Annotated in this window: 17 protein-coding genes and 1 pseudogene; 9 read left to right on the top strand and 9 right to left on the bottom strand. The window is 70.7% G+C overall.

Going from position 1 to position 15,650, the window contains the following annotated elements; all coding sequences use genetic code 11:
- Nucleotides 1–59: 59 nt before the first annotated feature.
- The gene (locus ACZ7PG_RS28065; protein ID WP_470242035.1) at nt 60–1,688 is read right to left on the bottom strand and encodes a long-chain fatty acid--CoA ligase; all 1,629 of its coding nucleotides are present in this window, start codon (nt 1,686–1,688) and stop codon (nt 60–62) included.
- Between the two features lie 435 nt (nt 1,689–2,123).
- Between ACZ7PG_RS28065 and mihF the strand changes: the two genes are divergently transcribed.
- Nucleotides 2,124–2,435 (top strand): integration host factor, actinobacterial type, encoded by a 312-nt coding sequence (mihF, locus tag ACZ7PG_RS28060; protein WP_026468624.1) that lies wholly within the window; start codon nt 2,124–2,126, stop codon nt 2,433–2,435.
- 82 nt (nt 2,436–2,517) lie between these two features.
- Nucleotides 2,518–3,669: an isochorismate synthase gene (locus ACZ7PG_RS28055; protein WP_470242034.1), complete on the top strand. Its 1,152-nt coding sequence runs from the start codon at nt 2,518–2,520 to the stop codon at nt 3,667–3,669.
- A 46-nt stretch (nt 3,670–3,715) separates the two neighbouring features.
- Here the strand turns inward: ACZ7PG_RS28055 and ACZ7PG_RS28050 are convergent.
- Nucleotides 3,716–3,880: pseudogene (locus tag ACZ7PG_RS28050) on the bottom strand (DUF6247 family protein); the annotation flags it as partial.
- Between the two features lie 21 nt (nt 3,881–3,901).
- Nucleotides 3,902–4,588, bottom strand: a complete 687-nt coding sequence (locus tag ACZ7PG_RS28045; RefSeq protein ID WP_470242033.1) for a 4'-phosphopantetheinyl transferase family protein — start codon at nt 4,586–4,588, stop codon at nt 3,902–3,904.
- A gap of 128 nt (nt 4,589–4,716) precedes the next feature.
- Here ACZ7PG_RS28045 and ACZ7PG_RS28040 point away from each other — a divergent pair, with 128 nt between their 5' ends.
- Nucleotides 4,717–5,886: an acyl-CoA dehydrogenase family protein gene (locus ACZ7PG_RS28040; RefSeq protein ID WP_086680388.1), complete on the top strand. Its 1,170-nt coding sequence runs from the start codon at nt 4,717–4,719 to the stop codon at nt 5,884–5,886.
- Between the two features lie 66 nt (nt 5,887–5,952).
- Here the strand turns inward: ACZ7PG_RS28040 and ACZ7PG_RS28035 are convergent, their stop codons facing one another.
- The 4 genes from ACZ7PG_RS28035 to ACZ7PG_RS28020 are packed head-to-tail and all read right to left on the bottom strand — an operon-like array spanning nt 5,953 to nt 9,221.
- On the bottom strand, nt 5,953–6,273 hold the full coding sequence (locus tag ACZ7PG_RS28035) for a hypothetical protein (protein WP_470242032.1): 321 nt from the start codon (nt 6,271–6,273) through the stop codon (nt 5,953–5,955).
- Between the two features lie 58 nt (nt 6,274–6,331).
- Nucleotides 6,332–6,967 carry a TetR/AcrR family transcriptional regulator gene (locus ACZ7PG_RS28030; protein WP_470242433.1) on the bottom strand — a complete coding sequence of 212 codons (636 nt, stop codon included), beginning with the start codon at nt 6,965–6,967 and terminating at the stop codon, nt 6,332–6,334.
- Nucleotides 6,964–8,487 (bottom strand): ATP-dependent acyl-CoA ligase, encoded by a 1,524-nt coding sequence (locus ACZ7PG_RS28025; protein WP_470242031.1) that lies wholly within the window; start codon nt 8,485–8,487, stop codon nt 6,964–6,966. The genes ACZ7PG_RS28030 and ACZ7PG_RS28025 overlap by 4 nt, the downstream gene beginning before the upstream one ends.
- The gene (locus tag ACZ7PG_RS28020; RefSeq protein ID WP_470242030.1) at nt 8,484–9,221 is read right to left on the bottom strand and encodes an enoyl-CoA hydratase/isomerase family protein; all 738 of its coding nucleotides are present in this window, start codon (nt 9,219–9,221) and stop codon (nt 8,484–8,486) included. Before ACZ7PG_RS28020 ends, ACZ7PG_RS28025 begins: the two co-directional genes overlap by 4 nt.
- Before the next feature lie 47 nt (nt 9,222–9,268).
- Between ACZ7PG_RS28020 and ACZ7PG_RS28015 the strand changes: the two genes are divergently transcribed.
- The gene (locus ACZ7PG_RS28015) at nt 9,269–10,864 is read left to right on the top strand and encodes an amidohydrolase (RefSeq protein WP_470242029.1); all 1,596 of its coding nucleotides are present in this window, start codon (nt 9,269–9,271) and stop codon (nt 10,862–10,864) included.
- 4 nt (nt 10,865–10,868) lie between these two features.
- Here ACZ7PG_RS28015 and ACZ7PG_RS28010 read toward each other — a convergent pair whose 3' ends face one another.
- Nucleotides 10,869–11,216 (bottom strand): hypothetical protein, encoded by a 348-nt coding sequence (locus ACZ7PG_RS28010; RefSeq protein ID WP_470242028.1) that lies wholly within the window; start codon nt 11,214–11,216, stop codon nt 10,869–10,871.
- 55 nt (nt 11,217–11,271) lie between these two features.
- On the opposite strand from ACZ7PG_RS28010, the gene ACZ7PG_RS28005 reads away from it, so the two are divergent.
- Together ACZ7PG_RS28005 and ACZ7PG_RS28000 are read left to right on the top strand one after the other, a co-directional pair.
- On the top strand, nt 11,272–11,712 hold the full coding sequence (locus ACZ7PG_RS28005; RefSeq protein ID WP_364622494.1) for a GNAT family N-acetyltransferase: 441 nt from the start codon (nt 11,272–11,274) through the stop codon (nt 11,710–11,712).
- A gap of 39 nt (nt 11,713–11,751) precedes the next feature.
- Nucleotides 11,752–12,435 carry a metal-dependent transcriptional regulator gene (locus ACZ7PG_RS28000; protein WP_285476768.1) on the top strand — a complete coding sequence of 228 codons (684 nt, stop codon included), beginning with the start codon at nt 11,752–11,754 and terminating at the stop codon, nt 12,433–12,435.
- A gap of 28 nt (nt 12,436–12,463) precedes the next feature.
- On the opposite strand, the gene ACZ7PG_RS27995 is transcribed toward ACZ7PG_RS28000, so the two are convergent.
- Nucleotides 12,464–12,961 (bottom strand): hypothetical protein, encoded by a 498-nt coding sequence (locus ACZ7PG_RS27995; protein ID WP_470242027.1) that lies wholly within the window; start codon nt 12,959–12,961, stop codon nt 12,464–12,466.
- Nucleotides 12,962–13,121: 160 nt separating this feature from the next.
- On the opposite strand from ACZ7PG_RS27995, the gene ACZ7PG_RS27990 reads away from it, so the two are divergent.
- From ACZ7PG_RS27990 to ACZ7PG_RS27980, 3 genes are all read left to right on the top strand, one after another.
- On the top strand, nt 13,122–13,940 hold the full coding sequence (locus ACZ7PG_RS27990; RefSeq protein WP_470242026.1) for an LLM class flavin-dependent oxidoreductase: 819 nt from the start codon (nt 13,122–13,124) through the stop codon (nt 13,938–13,940).
- Between the two features lie 72 nt (nt 13,941–14,012).
- Nucleotides 14,013–14,357, top strand: coding sequence for a transcriptional regulator (locus ACZ7PG_RS27985; RefSeq protein ID WP_470242025.1), 345 nt, complete (start codon nt 14,013–14,015; stop codon nt 14,355–14,357).
- Between the two features lie 46 nt (nt 14,358–14,403).
- Nucleotides 14,404–15,462, top strand: coding sequence for a zinc-binding dehydrogenase (locus tag ACZ7PG_RS27980; RefSeq protein ID WP_470242024.1), 1,059 nt, complete (start codon nt 14,404–14,406; stop codon nt 15,460–15,462).
- The last annotated feature ends 188 nt before the right edge of the window (nt 15,463–15,650 follow it).

The following is a 15,650-nucleotide window of genomic DNA, read 5'->3' as shown; positions in this document are numbered from 1 at the left end:
GCGTTAGATTCCCTCATGGTGGCCGTCTCGAGCGTGAAGACTCGCCGGAGATTTACCCGTTAGAGCTGGGCGATGTCGAGCTTTCCCTCGGAGTAGGACGCGCGGATCCGCTTCTTGTCGAACTTGCCGACGCTCGTCTTGGGCACTTCGTCCACGAACGTCCAGTTCTCCGGCAGCTGCCACTTCGCGACCTTGTCGCTGAGGAAGTCGCGCAGCTCCTCGGGCGTGGCCGTCTGGCCCTCCTTGAGCACGACGGCGACCAGCGGCCGCTCGTCCCACTTCTCGTCGGGGATGCCGACGACCGCGGCCTCGGCCACCGCCGGGTGGCCCATGACCTGGTTCTCCAGGTCGACCGAGGAGATCCACTCGCCGCCGGACTTGATGACGTCCTTCGCGCGGTCGGTCAGCGTGAGGTAGCCGTCCGCGCTGATCTTGCCGACGTCGCCGGTGCGCAGCCAGCCGTCGTGGAACTTGTCCGGGTCGACCTCGGCGCCGCCGTAGTACGCGCCGGCGATCCACGGGCCCTGGACCTCGAGCTCGCCGACGGCCTCGTTGTCCCAGGGCAGCACCGCGCCGTCGTCGTCGATCAGCCGCGCGGTGACGGCCGCCGGGAAGCGGCCCTGCGTGTAGCGGTAGGGCCAGGCCTCGTCGCCGGTCGCGGACGCCGGCGGCCGCGCGACGCTGCCCAGCGGCGACGTCTCCGTCATGCCCCAGGCGTGCAGGATCGAGACCTTGTGCTTCTCCTGGAACGCGTGCATCAGCGACGGCGGCACCGCCGACCCGCCGACGACGACCTCACGCAGGTGCGAGATGTCCTGCGGGTTGGCCTCGAGGTGGGCGAGCAGGCCCTGCCAGACGGTCGGGACCGCGCCCGCGAACGTCGGCTTCTCGGCGGCCAGGAGCGCGGCGAGCGGGGCCGGCTGGAGGAAGCGGTCCGGCATGACCAGGGACGCGCCGACCATCAGCGCCGCGTACGGCAGGCCCCACGCCATCGCGTGGAACTGCGGCACGATCGCCAGCGCCTTGTCGTGCTGGGCGAGGTTCATGCTGTCGCTCATGCAGACCTGCATCGAGTGCAGCCAGATCGACCGGTGCGAGTAGACGACGCCCTTGGGGTCACCCGTCGTGCCCGAGGTGTAACACATCGCGGCCGCGGACCGCTCGTCGATCTCCGGCCAGTCGAAGGTGTCCGGCTGGCCGGCCAGCAGGTCGGCGTAGGAGTGCACCTGGACGCCGTCCGGTGCTTGAAGGGCCGACGCGTCGCCGTTGGCCACGATGACGTGCCGGACCGTCTTGAACTCCGGCAGCTGCTTGGCCAGCAGCGGGACCAGCGTGCCGTCGACGATGACGACCTGGTCCTCGGCGTGGTTGGCGACGAACGTCAGCTGCTCGGGGAACAGGCGGATGTTCAGGGTGTGCAGCACGGCGCCCATCGCCGGGACGGCCAGGTAGGCCGCCAGGTGCTCGGCGTTGTTCCACATGAACGTGCCGACGCGCTGGTCGCCGGTCACGCCGAGGCTCCGGAGCGCGTTCGCGAGCCGCGCGGCGTGCTTGCCGAGCTCGCCGTAGCTTTCGCGGCGGGCTTCTGAACCGGTCCAGGTGATGACTTCGCTCGCCGAGTGCACCGACGTGCCGTGGCGGAGCAGGTTCGCCAGCGACAGCTGGCCGTCCTGCATGGTGCTCAACATGGTCGCTCCCGGGGGTTGTTCGCCGGTGAACTGGGGTTGGGCCGACTCTAGTGCGGATCGGGTGAAGCGGGCATGGTCAACAACGGCTCCGTTCGGTCACGGTCGTCCCGCGATCGGGCGACAACCGGACGGTGATCATGATCATCAATTTTCCGCCCTTTCCTTATATGCAAGTAAATGCACGCTGTAACGGAGGCTCCCCTTCCGGGTGAGTTGAGCCACGCCGGCCGGTTCTTGGGAGCGTTTCCGCAGGCCGGAGCGGGTTGCCCGGTATCACCTCGGGGGGTAATAAGTGCGTGTCGGTTGCACGGCCGTGAAGCCGGTGGCGTTTACTGGGGCCGTGGTAAGAGACGGCTGGCCAGCGCTTGCATCAGCAAGCACGTCGAAAAGCCGTCGGCCGCGAAAGCGGAGACCTGAGAGGAAAGGACTACTACGTTGGCTCTGCCTACGTTGACTCCGGAGCAGCGCGCTGACGCCTTGGCCAAGGCCGCCGAGGCTCGCAAGGCGCGTTCGGAGCTGCTCGCGTCGATCAAGTCCGGCAAGGAGAGCATCGAAAAGGTGCTCAAGCAGGCCAAGGAGAACAAGACCATCGGGAAGACGAAGGTCACCCAGCTGCTGAAGGCCGTCCCCGGTCTCGGCGCGGTGAAGGTCGCCGCCCTGCTCGAGCAGGCCGGCATCGACCCGGACCGGCGCGCCGCCGGCCTGGGCGAGCGCCAGCGCGAGGCGCTCATCGACGCGCTCAAGTAGCCGTCATCAGGAGCTCCCGCGAGGGGAGTGTCGCTCGTGACACTCCCCTCGCGGATCTCCCGAAGCCTGGGACGCTGGTGAGGTGAGCTCACCTGATCCGGCGACCCCGGCACTCGACCTCGCCGCCCGCTACCAGCGTGGCGACTTCTTGTTCACGACGGCCTCGCGCGCGCTCCTGGCGCAGGGCACCATCCGGACCGTCACCGAGACGGACCCCCGCCGGCTCGCCTCGGCGATCCCCGGCGTGCTGGCCGCGACCGGTGCCCCGCTGGCCGTCGGTGTCCTCCCGTTCGACACCGGGCCCGACACGAAGGTGCCGGGCCACCTCGTCGTGCCCCGGACCGTTCACCGGTCGGAAGGGGCCCCGTCGCTGCCGCGTGAGGTCCTGCCCGCGCCCGTGCGGGTGCGTGCGGTGCCTTCGCCTGCGCGGCACATGGAGGCTGTGCGCGCTGCGGTGGCTGCTCTGGAAGCGCGTGACCTGCGCAAAGCCGTCCTGGCCCGCGCTCTCGACCTGGAGTTCGACCTGCCGGTGTCCGCCGAGAGCATCGTGCGCAACCTGGCGGTCGGGAACCCCCGGCACTTCACGTACGCGGCCGAGCTGCCCGGCGGGCGCTCGCTCATCGGCGCCACGCCCGAGCTGCTGCTGCGCCGCACCGGCCGCACGGTCTTCTCATCGCCCCACGCGGGCTCGATGCCCCGCTCGGCCGACCCGGTGGCCGACCGCGCCAACGGCGAGGCGCTGCGGGCGTCCCGCAAGGACCAGCTGGAGCACGCGGTGGTGATCGACTACCTGGTCGAGGCGCTGCGGCCGTTCTGCCGGACCCTCGAGGTCCCGGCGGAGCCGGAGCTGGTCACGACCCCGGCGATCTGGCACCTGCGCACCCCGATCACGGGCGAGCTGGCCGACCCGGACGTGACGGCCCTCGACCTCGCGGCGGCGTTGCACCCGACCCCGGCGATCTGCGGCACCCCGACCGAGGGAGCGCGCGAGCTGGTCCAGGAGCTGGAGCCGTTCGACCGCGACTACTACGCGGGAGCGGTCGGCTGGGTCGACGCCGCGGGCGACGGCGAGTGGGCGGTGGCGATCCGCTGCGCCGAGATCGCGTCGACGTCGATGCGCCTGTACGCGGGCGGCGGCATCGTCCCGGCTTCGGACCCGCAGTCGGAGCTGGACGAGACGACGGCGAAGTTCCGCACGCTGCTGAGCGCGATGGGCCTGGAGGACAGCGTCTAGGGGACCCGGAGGACTCGGCGTGTTCGGCCGCCTGGACCACGCGCCGGTGCGCGGCCGGGTCGGCCTGGGTGCTCCGAGCGATCCGCTGCCACGATTCCGGCGTTTCGACGAGGTCGGTGAGGCTCAGTGTTTCCCGGGCGACATCGAGGGCACGCCGGGGAAGTCCTGGCCGAACCGGGGTGCGTCCTCGGGGAGCAACGCCCGCCCGGATCGCCGCCGGTGACTACCGCGTCTAGGGGACCCAGAGTTCCTCGGTCACCGACAGTTCGTCGGTGGTCAGGACCGCGATGGCCGCCCGGTAGCCGTCCGCTGCCTTGAGGTCCACCAGGCGGGTCGTCGCCGGGTCCAGTGCCGGGTCGCCCGACGAGACCAGCCGGGCCGGTTCGTCGTAGCGGGAGAACGTGATGCTCTTCAGCGGGATGCGCAGGCCCTTGCCCGTGGCCTTCATCACGGCTTCCTTGCGCGTCCAGTAGACGAAGAACGCCGCCGCCTTCTCCTCGTCGGTCAGGCCCGCCAGGTGCGCCGTCTCGGCCGGGCTCAGGGCGTACTCGATCAAACCGTCGTCCGCGCGACGGCCGGCCGTCTCGACGTCCAGGCCCACTGGGACCGACGGGGTCGCCGCCACGCCGATCAGCTCGCCCGAGTGGGAGATCGACAGCGTCAGGTCCGCGCCCGGGATCCGCGGCCTGCCGTGCGGCTTTCCGCAGTCTTCGCAGGTCGCGTCGAACTTCACCGAGTCCACCGGGACGCCGAGCCGCTCCGCCGCCACCGTCTTCGCCAGCGCACGGCCGGTGAGGAAGCGCCGCTTGTCCGCGTCCTGGCGGTACGCCTCGAACCGGCCTTGCTCGACGTCGTCCAGCAGGCGCAGGAAACGCTCTTCGGCGGGCAACGGGGACGACCAGCGGACCACGATCTCCATCACCCCGCCGATCCTTCCGGGCGCCGAAGCGCTTGTCACGAATTCGGGGACAGGTCTGGGGTAATCACGCTCTCACGAGGTACCCTGAGCTAAGCAAGCGCTTAGCCAGTGTCGGAGGAGCAGCTCGGATGGATTTCTCACTCAGCACCGAAGAACGTGAAGTGCGCGACTGGGTCCGCACGTTCGTCCAGCGGGAGCTGATCCCGCTCGAGCAGGAAGTCCTCCGGCGCGAGCGCGCCCACCAGCCCGGGCTGACCGGCGAGGAGCTGAAGGACCTCCAGCTGAAGGCGAAGGAGTCCGGCTTCTGGGGCGTCTTCACGCCGGAGGAGTACGGCGGCATGGGCCTGTCCGCCGTGATGGCCGCGCTCCTGGAGGCCGAGCTCGGCCGCACCTTCGTGCCGTTCCGCTTCGGCGGCGCCGCGGACAACATCCTGTTCCACGCCAACGAGGAGCAGAAGCAGACCTACCTGCTGCCGACCATCTCGGGCGAACGCAAGTCGTGCTTCGCGATCACCGAGCCGGGCGCCGGGTCGGACGCCAAGGCCATCCGGACCACCGCCCGCAAGGACGGCACCGACTGGATCATCAACGGCGAGAAGACCTTCATCACCGGTGGCAACGAAGCCGACTTCACGATGGTCTTCGCCATCACCGACCCGGAGAAGGGCGCGAACGGCGGCGTCACGTGCTTCCTCGTCGACCGCGAGGCCGGCTGGAAGTCCGAGTACATCGACACCATGGGCGAGTGGGGCCCGGCTTCGCTGATCTTCCAGGACGTCCGCGTCCCGGAGACGCAGATCCTCGGCGAGGAGGGCCGCGGCTTCGAGCTCGCCATGCAGTGGATCGGCCAGGGCCGCTACCTCCTGCCGGCGCGCGCGATCGGTTCGTGCGAGCGGCTGATCTCGATGGCCATCGAGCACGCCAACACGCGCGAGACGTTCGGGCAGAAGATCGCGGAACGCCAGGCCATCCAGTGGATGATCGCCGACTCCGGCGTCGAGCTGGAAGCGCTGCGCTGGCTGGTGCTCAACGCCGCCTGGCAGGTCGACCAGGGCGTCGACTCGCGGCACGCGCAGTCGATGGCGAAGCTCTACGGCGGCCAGAAGGCCAACGAAATCGTCGACCGCGTCCTGCAGATCCACGGCGGCATGGGCTACACGCGCGAGCTGCCGGTCGAGCGCTGGTACCGCGAGCTGCGGTTGCTGCGCATCTACGAAGGCACCGACGAGATCCAGCGCCGCACCATCGCGCGCAACCTGCTCAAGGGACACGTGAAGGTCGGCGGCGTGCTCGGCTGAGGTCCCCGCGACGCGAACGAGGCCACCTCCCGGACATCCGGGAGGTGGCCTCGGCAGTACCAGTGGTTACTTCTTGTCGCGGATGGCGATCGGGACGCCGGCCAGGTCCTCTTCGTTGCACAAGAGCTTCACGTCGTAGTACGGCGAACCCTGGCGGTCGTCGTAGTCGAGGTGGATGGCCAGGACGTCGACCGGCTCGCCGAGCCACTCCTGCGCCTGCCGTAGCCACTTCGAGCACCGCTCCAGGGCGGTGGGGAGATCGTCATCGCGGAACTCGACGGGGCGATAGGGGACATCCTGCACCTGATCGCGGGGGTGTGCCGGCGCCGGGAGGCCCGGCGCGAGACCCGAGTCGTCCAGTTCCAGTTGGATCGTTTCCTCAGTCACCCTTCGAGCGTCCCCCACGCACGCCGTCTGGGCAAGGCGTACACAGGTAAAAGCGCCGCTAAACGGACATGCCCCACTCTTTCGCGACGATTTCCCGGCAGCGCCGCAAGTCGGCCACGCCGGGCGGAGACGCGCAGCCCAGGGCCCTCGACACCAGCTCCGCGTAGTGCTCGGCGAGCTGGTCCAGCGCCAGCGGACCTCGTGGTGAATACCACCTCGCCACGCCGCTGCACATCTCCAGCAGCGCGAGCCGGGTCACGGCCGGGTGTTCGGTGTGGAACACCCCGGCCGCCACGCCTTCTTCGATCGCCGCCGCCCACAGGTGTTCGTACGCGTCCCGCAATGCCACCACCGGCTCGCGTGCCGCCGGCGAAAGCACGTCGACTTCGTTGTCCACCACGCGGGTTTCCGCCGGGCCGACCGCGTGCGCGAGCACGTGCAGCACGACGAGAGTGCGCAGCCGGTGCACCGGGTCCGCGCTGCCGGCCGTCGCTTCGCGGGCCGCGTCCAGCAGGCGGTTCAGCGCCGTGTGCATGATCTCGGCGAGCAGATCCTCCTTGGTGCCCATGTAGTGGTAGAGGCTCGCCGAGGAAAGTTCCGCCTCCTGCGCCAGATCCCGGATGCCGGTACCGTGGAAACCCTTGGTGGCGAACAGCTTCACCGCCGCCGCGCGGACGCGCTCCCGGCTGGTCACAGCCATGCCGCCGCCTTCGCGTCCCACGACCCGGCGCGCGGGTCGGCGACCTTCCGCAGCTCGCCCTTGGCGACGCGCTCGGACGGCGTCATCGGCAGTCCGTCGGCGAACGCCCAGAAGCGCGGAACCTTGAAGTAGGCCAGCTTTTCCGCGCAGAACGCGGCCAGGGTGGCCGGCTCCGGACGCTCGCCGTCGCACACGACGTACGCCTTGATCTCCTCGCCGCGCAGTTCGTCGGGCACCGCCACGACGGCCGCCAGCTTGACCGAGGGGTGCAGCAGCAGCGCGCGCTCGACCTCGTCGGCGGAGACGTTCTCGCCGCTGCGGCGGATCATGTCCTTCGTGCGCCCGATGTAGTAGACGCGGCCGGCGTCGTCCATCCGCGCGAGGTCGCCGGTGTGGAACCAGCCGTCGCGGAACGCCTTCGCCGTCGCCGCGGGGTCGTCGTGGTAGCCGTGCATCAGCCCGATCCCGCGGAGCAGCAGTTCGCCGGTTTCCCCGCGCGGCAACGGCTTCCCGTCCTCACCGGCGATCATCGCCTCGCGGTCGCGGCTTGGCCGTCCGATGCAGCCGGTGCCGACGGTCTCGTCGTGGTCGGCCGCCGTCATCCGGATGTCGCCGCCGGTCTCGGTCATCCCGAACGCCTCGTACCACGGCGCACCCCAGCGCGTCTCGAGCTCGGCGTGCAGCTCGTGCGGGATCGCGGACGCGCAGATCGCGCGGACGCGGTGGTCGCGGTCGGCTTCCGATGGCTCCTGCCGCAGCAGCAGCGTCGGCATCAGGCCGAGGCAGTAGAACCAGGTGACGCCGTGCTCGCGGACCTTCGCCCAGAACGTGCTCGGGTGGAACCGGTCCAGCACGACGAGGGTGGCGCCGGCGGCGAGTCCCAACGCGACGTTCCACTGTGGATCGATGTAGTGGAACGGCTGCGCGGTCAGGATGACGTCGTCCTCGCCGACGGCCGGGAAGTCGGTGGCGAGGCCGACGGCCAGGGTCGTCCAGTACCGGTTCGGCAGGACGCAGCCCTTGGGCGCGCCGGTGGTGCCGGACGTGTACTGGATGTTGACCGGCAGTTCCGGCACCGGCGTGAAGTCCGGCGGCTCGGCGTCGGAGCGGAGCTGGTCCGGGGTGATCACTTCGGTCAGCCCGATGCGGCCGAGCAGCTCGGTGAACTCCGGGGCGGCGACGGCGAGCTTCGCGCCCGAGTGGCGGAGGACGTGGGCGCCGTCGAACTCGCGGTAGTTCGTGTTGACCGGCACCAGCTGCGCGCCGATCTTGGCCAGTGCCAGCCAGATGAGCGGGAACGCGGGCACGTTGCGCAGCATCACCGCGACCCGGTCGCCGGGCTCGATTCCGCGCTCGGCCAGGGCCGCCGCGATCCGTGAACTTTCGCGATCGACCTCGGCGAAGGTGAAGCGCTGGTCGCCCTCGTCGAAGATCCACGCGGTGCGCGACGGCCAGAGCCGCGCGGCCCGCGTGACGAGCTGATCCAGGGTGCCGAGCTCGGCGAGCGGGGTCACGTCCGGCTCCGGAAAGCCTCCGTGGACGCGGCGACCGCGGCCGAGGTTTCGGTGATGAGGGCGTGGCTGACCTCGAGCTCGAGCGCCGGCTCGACGTCGATCGGAGCGTCGAGAACGCGCTTCGCCATCGCCGCGGCCGCCGGCGGGTGCTCGGCGATCCGCTTCGCCCAGCTGAGCGCCTCGGCCCGGAGCCGCTCGGCGGGCACGGCGGCGTTGACCATGCCCAGCTCCGCGGCCTTCCGGCCGTCGAAGCGCTCGCCGAGCAGCAGGAGCTCCTTCGCCTTGAGCGGGCCGACGAGCAGCGGCAGCAGCCGCGACGCCGCGCCGGTGACGCTCAGGCCCAGCGAGACCTCGGGGAACGCGAAGACGGCGTCCTCGGCGGCCAGGATCAGGTCGCAGCCGAGCGCGAACTCCGCGCCGGCGCCGATCGCGTAGCCGTGCACCGCCGCGATCACCGGCTGGCGGAGCCCGCGCAGCCGCCGCGTGACGTCCTGGAGCCGGTCGAGCCGCGCCCGGGAGTCACCCTCGGGGGTGGGTTCCTTGAGGTCGTGGCCGGCGCAGAAGGCGCGGCCGGTGCCGGACAGCACGACGACGCGGGCGTCGCTGCGCGCGGCGTCGTCGAGAGCGGTGAGGAAGTCGTCGACCAGGACGGCGGCGACCGCGTTCAGCCGCTCGGGCCGGTTCAGCCGGATGTGCGCGATGCCGTCCTCGACGGCGAACTCCACGGTGGGCATGCGCCGATGCTAGACGTTCGATCGATCGATCGATAGCCTTTGGCGTCATGCGGGTTGATGCGGTCTACGAGAACGCCACAGTGTGGACGGGTGTGGGCGTGACCAGCGCCCTTGCTGTCCTGCACGGCCGGGTGGTCGCGCTCGGGGACGACGCGGTTTCGCTGTCCGCGCGCTCGCGGGTCGACCTGGCCGGCGGGTTCGTCGTGCCCGGGTTCCACGACGCGCACAACCACATGGCGTGGTTCGGGATGGGCCTCGACGACGTCGCGCTGGGCGGCTGCCGCAGCGTCGAGGAGGTCTACGACGCCGTCGCCGCGCGGGCCGCGACGCTGCCGGCCGGGAGCTGGGTGGTCGGGAGCGGGTACGACCAGAACAAGCTCGCCGGCGGGCACCCGGACCGGCACGGCCTGGACCGCGCCGCGCCCGGGATGCTGGTGCGGTTGAAGCACACGTCCGGGCACATGACCGTGGTGAACTCGGCCGTCCTCGACCAGCTGGACCTGGCGAACGTGCCGGTCGGCGGCGACGTCGTGCTCTCGTCCGACGGCTCACCGACCGGGCTGCTGCGCGAGCAGGCCCAGCTGCTGCTGCGGCCGCTCACGTACCCGACGCCGGTTTCGCGTGTCGTGCGCGGGCTGGACCGGGCGTCCGAGCGGTACCTGTCGGAGGGCATCACCAGCGTCCAGGAGGCCGGGATCGGCGGCGGGCTGGTCGGCGAGACACCCGCGGAGCTGGCCGCCTACCAGGAGGCGCGCGACTCCGGGGTGCTGCGCGTCCGGACCACGGTGATGGTCGCCGCGAGCGTGCTGCACGACCTGCCCGACGGTGCCGGGTTCGGCCTCGACCTGGGCCTGCGCACCGGTCTCGGCGACGAGTGGCTGCGCGTCGGCCCGATGAAGCTGTTCGCGGACGGTTCGCTGGTCGGGCGCACCTGCGCGATGCACGAGCCGTTCGACGGCGAGCCGGGCAACCGCGGGTACTTCCAGGTCCCGGAGGATGAGCTGGCTCGCACGATCCGCCGTGCGCACGACGCCGGCTGGCAGATCGCGACGCACGCGATCGGCGACCGCGCGATCACCGTCGTGCTCGACGCGTACGAAGCCGCGTTGGCCGCTTCGCCGCGTTCGGACCACCGCCACCGCATCGAGCACTGCGCGGTACTTCAGCCCGCGGAGCTGACTCGGCTCGCTTCGCTGGGGTTGCTCGCTTCGCCGCAGGGCCGTTTCGTCAACGAGCTCGGCGACGGCATGCGCGCCGCTCTCGGCGAGTCTCGCGTGCCGTGGTGCTACCGGCTGCGAAGCGTCCTCGACGCGGGTTGCGTGCTTCCCGCGTCTTCGGACCGCCCGGTCGTCGACGGCGCTCCGCTGCTCGCCCTGGCCGACATGGTGCGCCGGCGGACGGTGTCCGGAGCGCCCTTCTCGCCCGAAGAGGCGCTGACGCCGGAGGAGGCGTTGCGCGCATACACGTACGGCTCGGCGTACGCGACCTTCGCGGAGCGCGATCTGGGCACGCTCGAGCCCGGGAAGCTCGCCGACTTCGCCGTGCTTTCGGGGTCGCCGCTGGACGAGTCCGCTTTGGACGACGTGCGCGTGCAAGGCACGGCCGTCGGCGGCGAACTGCGTTACCAGGCTCAGCTGTCGTGAGGCATCACCGCTTCCCGGCGCGACGTGACATCGGCGCGGCCGCCACGAACTCCAGCGCCTCCTCGGCCAGCTCGCCCCACGGCCGCGGTGACGCCACATCCAGTGCCAGCCACTCCTTCATCGGGGTGCCCTTGTTGGCGTCGAAGCGCACCCCGTGCCCGCCGTCGACCAGCTCGTCCACCCTCGCCTTGGGCAGCTTGAGCACCAGCTCCCCGCGGACGAACATCGCGAAGATGCGCCCGTCCGCGCGCAGGGCGGTGCGGCCGAACCCGCCGGTCGCGCCGGGTGGCGTGACGCCCGGCCGTCCGGTGAACTGCTCGACCAGGTCCTCGAACTTGTCCTCTGGTGACATCGACCACCTCCGACCACGACCGTAACGACCACCACCGACAGAAACGGGAGGCACGATGCCCGTCCGGGACGCCGTCTTCGAAGACATCGAGGAAATCTGCGCGCTCATCGAGGAGCACGCCGTCTACGAGGACAACCACGACCTCAAGCTCGACCGCGCCGAGATGAGCGGTCACCTGTTCGGGCCCGATCCCAAGGCGTGGGTGCTGATCGCGACCCCGCCCGGCGAGCCCGGGACCGTCGCCGGCTTCGCGTTCTGCAGCTGGAACTTCTCCACGTGGGAGGCGCGGCCGGGGATCTGGCTGGACGACCTGTTCGTCCGCCCCGCCCACCGGCGCCACGGCCTCGGCGGCGAGCTGCTCGACGAGCTGCGCACCCGCACCACCGGGCGGGTCGAGTGGGACATGCAGGCGGGCAACGAGAAAGGCGAGGCGTTCTACGCGCAGCTGGGCGCCGAGCCCGTACCAGGCTGGATCCGCTACCGCTGGCGGCCGTGACTTTCACGAGAAAGTACGTAGCACCGTAAAGTATGCGGCATGGGAGATGGTTCGGTCCGGAGGTCCTCGTCCGTCGAGGACTACGTCCGGGTGATCTACGGGCTGGTCGAGCGGGGCGAGGCGGTCACGAACACCTCGCTCGCCGGCCGGCTGGAGGTCAGCCCGTCCTCGGCGTCGGGGATGGTCACGAAGCTGTCCCAGCTCGGGCTGGTCACCCACGTGCCCTACCGCGGGATCGAGCTCACCGCCGACGGCCGCCTCCTGGCGCGCTCGGTGCTGCGGCGGCACCGGCTGATCGAGACGTACCTGGTGTCCGAGCTCGGCTACACGTGGGACGAGGTCCACGCGGAGGCGGACGCGCTGGAGCACGCGGTGTCGGACCGGCTGGTCGAGCGCATCGCGGCCAAGCTGGGCAACCCGGTCCGCGACCCCCACGGCGACCCGATCCCGGCCGCCGACGGCAGCGTCGAGGAACTTTCGGTCCGCATCCTGGACGACCTCGAGCCGGGCGCGGTGGGCGAGATCGTCCGGGTCTGGGACACGGACCCGGAGCTGCTGCGCTACCTGACGGAGCACGCGATCAACCTGGGCGAACGCATCGAGGTCGTCGAGCGCCAGCCGTTCGGGGGACCGATGGTGGTGAAGGTGGGTTCGCCGCCAGAGGTGGCCACGCACGCCATCGGCAAGGAGATCGCTCAGGCCTTGTCGGTCACCCTGCGCTGAGCCCGCCCCGCGCCGGCGACCTGTGGGTTCACCCGCCGATCGAAAGCTGGAAACCGGCGCGTTCGGCTTCGTCGGCGTCCTTCCACAACGTGCCGCGGTTGCTGTTGCCGACGTGAACCCCGTAGCGTTCGGCGCTCGGCACGTCGGCGAACGTGAAGGTGAACGTGCGCACCCACATCCCGTCGACGATCTTCGTCTCTTCGCCGGGAGTCCGGTGCAGTTCCGTGGTCGCCACGACTCTGCCGCTTTCGTTCACGAGGGTGACCTGCGAGCCATTGCTCAGGTCGGTGTAGCCGTCGTAACCGTTGGCTGTGGACTTGGTGCACTGCATGTCGCACAGCAGGGACAGGGTGCCGTTGACCGACGTGCTGCCCGACGTCATGAGGACGACGGCAACGACAGCCGCGATTGCCGCGGCGACAACGCCGCCGACGACGACGAAGACGAGCGGCTTGCGGCTTCGTGACACAGGCGGTGGAACGGGTTCGGGCTGCGGCACCTGGTCGGTATTCGCTTCGGTGGTCATTTGCCGTTCTCGCTCTCCTCGCCGGATGTGCGTTCAGACGGCCGCGCCATGGCCGCTGTTACGGAAGGTGACCAAGCCGTGATGACGTCAGGGTGCGTACGCGCGAGTGACGTCGTGAAGCGGATGTGGTGACCGGCCCGCCACCTCGACCATGGCTGGCATGAAACCCTTCCGCTTCGGTGTCGTCGCCGGTCATGCGCCTGACCTCGTTTCGTGGACCGCTCAGGCCGAACGGGTCGAGAAGCTCGGCTTCGACACCCTGCTCGCCACCGATCCCGTCGGTCAGGCTGATCCCTTCGTGCTGCTCGGGGCCGCCGCCGCGGTCACTCTGGACCTCACCGTCGGCACCTTCGTGCTCGCCGATCCCTTCCGGGATGCCAAGGCGCTCGACTGGCAGGTCCAGACCCTGCACCGGCTGACCGGGGGCCGGTTCGAGCTCGGGCTCGGGGTCGGGCGGCCCGGTGCGAAGGCGCATACCGAGGCCCTCGGCCGGGAGTTCGGCGAACCGGGTGAGCGCATCACACGGATGGCGGAGACGATCGCGCACCTCAAACGATCGGTCGACCGTCCTCGGCTGATGCTCGCCGCCGGTGGGCCGAAAATGCTGGCGCTCGCCGCGCAAGAAGCCGACACCGTCAGCTTCACTTGGATGCCGAAGACCACCGAGGCCGAAGCCGAGTCCATTGTGGATCGATTCCGTAAGCTTGCTGACGAAAGGTTGCCGGACATCGAACTCGGGCTGAACCTCATGGCCGTCGGGGACGCGCCGTCGCCCGGAATCGCGCGGTGGGCCGGGGTCGACGTCCCGGAGCTCGCCGCCGCCGGTGCCGTCACCGTGCTGCCCGCTGATCCAGGTCAAGCGGCGGAAAGGCTTCTCGGCTGGCGGGAGCGGTGGGGGATTTCCTACGTCACGATCAACTCGGGCTACGCGGAACCGTTCGCCGCGATCGCGGAGAAGGTGCGGCTCGCAGGTGGGTGAGGGCCCTTCCGATCTTGCGAAGCTGGGCCTACGCTCCAATTTTCGTACTCGGGAGTGCTTCGGAGCGTTGTGATGACCGGTCAGCGAACACGCACCATCGACCGGGGGGAACAGGCGGAGCTGAGCCAGCTGCTCGCCGCGGGGCCGTTCGACGTGGCCCTGCGGGCGGCGATCCGGGCCCGCGGGCTCGGGCTCGATCGGATCCGCTATCGCTTGCGCGGCAGGGGAACCACGGTCAGCCTGGCCACCCTCAGCCACTGGCAGTCGGGGCGGTGCCGGCCCGAACGGGCGGAGTCGTTGGAGGCCTTGCGGAATCTCGAGGACATCCTGAACGTGCCGGACGGCGCGCTCAGCAAGCTCCTCGGGCCGCCGCGGGGACGAACGCGCTTCCACGCGCAGCCGCCGCCGCTCAATTGAGCGGTACCAACGGAAAACCGCTCAGGTGAGCACGTAGGCTCGGACCATGCGAGCTGTGGTCATGGAGGAGTTCCGCGTCCCGCCGGTCGTGCGGGAGGTACCGGAGCCGGTCGCACCGCCCGGCGGCGCGGTGATCGAGGTCGACGCCACCGGCGTCTGCCGCAGCGACTGGCACACGTGGCAGGGCCACGACACCGCGGTGACGCTGCCGCACGTTGCCGGGCACGAGCTGGCCGGCCGCGTCGTCGCGCTCGGCGCGGGCGTGCGCGGGTGGGAGCTCGGCGCGCGCGTCACCGTGCCGTTCGTCTGCGCCTGCGGCACGTGCCCCCAGTGCGCCCGCGGTGACCAGCAGATCTGCGACCGCGAGTTCCAGCCCGGCGCCACCCACTGGGGTTCCTTCGCCGAGCGCGTCGCCATCGAGCACGCCGAGACGAACCTCGTCGCGCTGCCGGACTCGCTCGGCGCCGCCGCAGCCGCCGCGCTCGGCTGCCGGTTCGGCACGGCGTTCCGCGCGGTCCTGCGGCAGGGGCGCGTCACCGCGGGGCAGTGGGTTTCGGTGTACGGCTGCGGCGGCGTCGGAATCTCCGCGGTCCTGCTGGCCGTCGCGGCGGGCGCGAAGGTCGTCGCCGTCGACGTCTCGCCGGCCGCACTCGCGCTGGCGGCGAAGTCCGGCGCCGCGCTCACCGTCGACTCGTCGGCCTTCGACGGCCCGGAAGCCGTCGCCGCGCACGTGCGCGAGCTGACCGGCGGCGGCACGCACGTCTCGCTCGACTGCCTCGGCGCGCCGTCGACCTGCGCGGCGTCCGTGGGCAGCCTCCGCAAGCGCGGCCGGCACGTCCAGGCCGGGCTGATGCCGCCCGCGCAGGGCGTCGCGCCGATCCCGATGCACCGGGTCATCGGCGGCGAGCTGGAGCTGGTCGGCATCCACGGGCTGCAGGCGCACGAGTACCCGGAGCTGCTGCGGGTCGTCGAGACGGCGGGGATCGACCTCGCCGCGCTGATCGGGCGCCGGATCGGCCTCGACGACGTCCCGGCCGCGCTGGCCGCGATGAACGACCCGGTGCCGGCTCAGGCGGGCGTCACCGTCGTGACGTTTCGTGACTGATCCGCGTCGGCGAGGTCAAGTGACCGGTTCGTAGCTGATCCACGCTGGCTTGTGACATTCAGGTGTGCGACTGTCTAGCGATGGTGGCCCAAAGCGAGGGGATTCGGCCGCAGGAGCGTCCCGTTGGTCCATTGGGACGTCTCCTGCGGCTGTTCACCAGGTCCGGCGTGACGTTCCGCGGTCACCAC

The sequence above is a fragment of the Amycolatopsis sp. NPDC114504 genome (assembly GCF_055633595.1).
This window is presented reverse-complemented; position numbering and strand designations above follow the sequence as displayed.

Coding starts and splice junctions, on each gene's coding strand:
- ACZ7PG_RS27995 (WP_470242027.1), bottom strand. CDS start 12,961: ATGACCACCGAAGCGAATACCGACCAGGTGCCGCAGCCCGAACCCGTT.
- ACZ7PG_RS28000 (WP_285476768.1), top strand. CDS start 11,752: ATGGGAGATGGTTCGGTCCGGAGGTCCTCGTCCGTCGAGGACTACGTC.
- ACZ7PG_RS28045 (WP_470242033.1), bottom strand. CDS start 4,588: ATGGAGATCGTGGTCCGCTGGTCGTCCCCGTTGCCCGCCGAAGAGCGT.
- ACZ7PG_RS28065 (WP_470242035.1), bottom strand. CDS start 1,688: ATGTTGAGCACCATGCAGGACGGCCAGCTGTCGCTGGCGAACCTGCTC.
- ACZ7PG_RS27985 (WP_470242025.1), top strand. CDS start 14,013: ATGACCGGTCAGCGAACACGCACCATCGACCGGGGGGAACAGGCGGAG.
- ACZ7PG_RS27980 (WP_470242024.1), top strand. CDS start 14,404: ATGCGAGCTGTGGTCATGGAGGAGTTCCGCGTCCCGCCGGTCGTGCGG.
- ACZ7PG_RS28040 (WP_086680388.1), top strand. CDS start 4,717: ATGGATTTCTCACTCAGCACCGAAGAACGTGAAGTGCGCGACTGGGTC.
- ACZ7PG_RS27990 (WP_470242026.1), top strand. CDS start 13,122: ATGAAACCCTTCCGCTTCGGTGTCGTCGCCGGTCATGCGCCTGACCTC.
- ACZ7PG_RS28015 (WP_470242029.1), top strand. CDS start 9,269: ATGCGGGTTGATGCGGTCTACGAGAACGCCACAGTGTGGACGGGTGTG.
- ACZ7PG_RS28005 (WP_364622494.1), top strand. CDS start 11,272: ATGCCCGTCCGGGACGCCGTCTTCGAAGACATCGAGGAAATCTGCGCG.
- ACZ7PG_RS28010 (WP_470242028.1), bottom strand. CDS start 11,216: ATGTCACCAGAGGACAAGTTCGAGGACCTGGTCGAGCAGTTCACCGGA.
- ACZ7PG_RS28020 (WP_470242030.1), bottom strand. CDS start 9,221: ATGCCCACCGTGGAGTTCGCCGTCGAGGACGGCATCGCGCACATCCGG.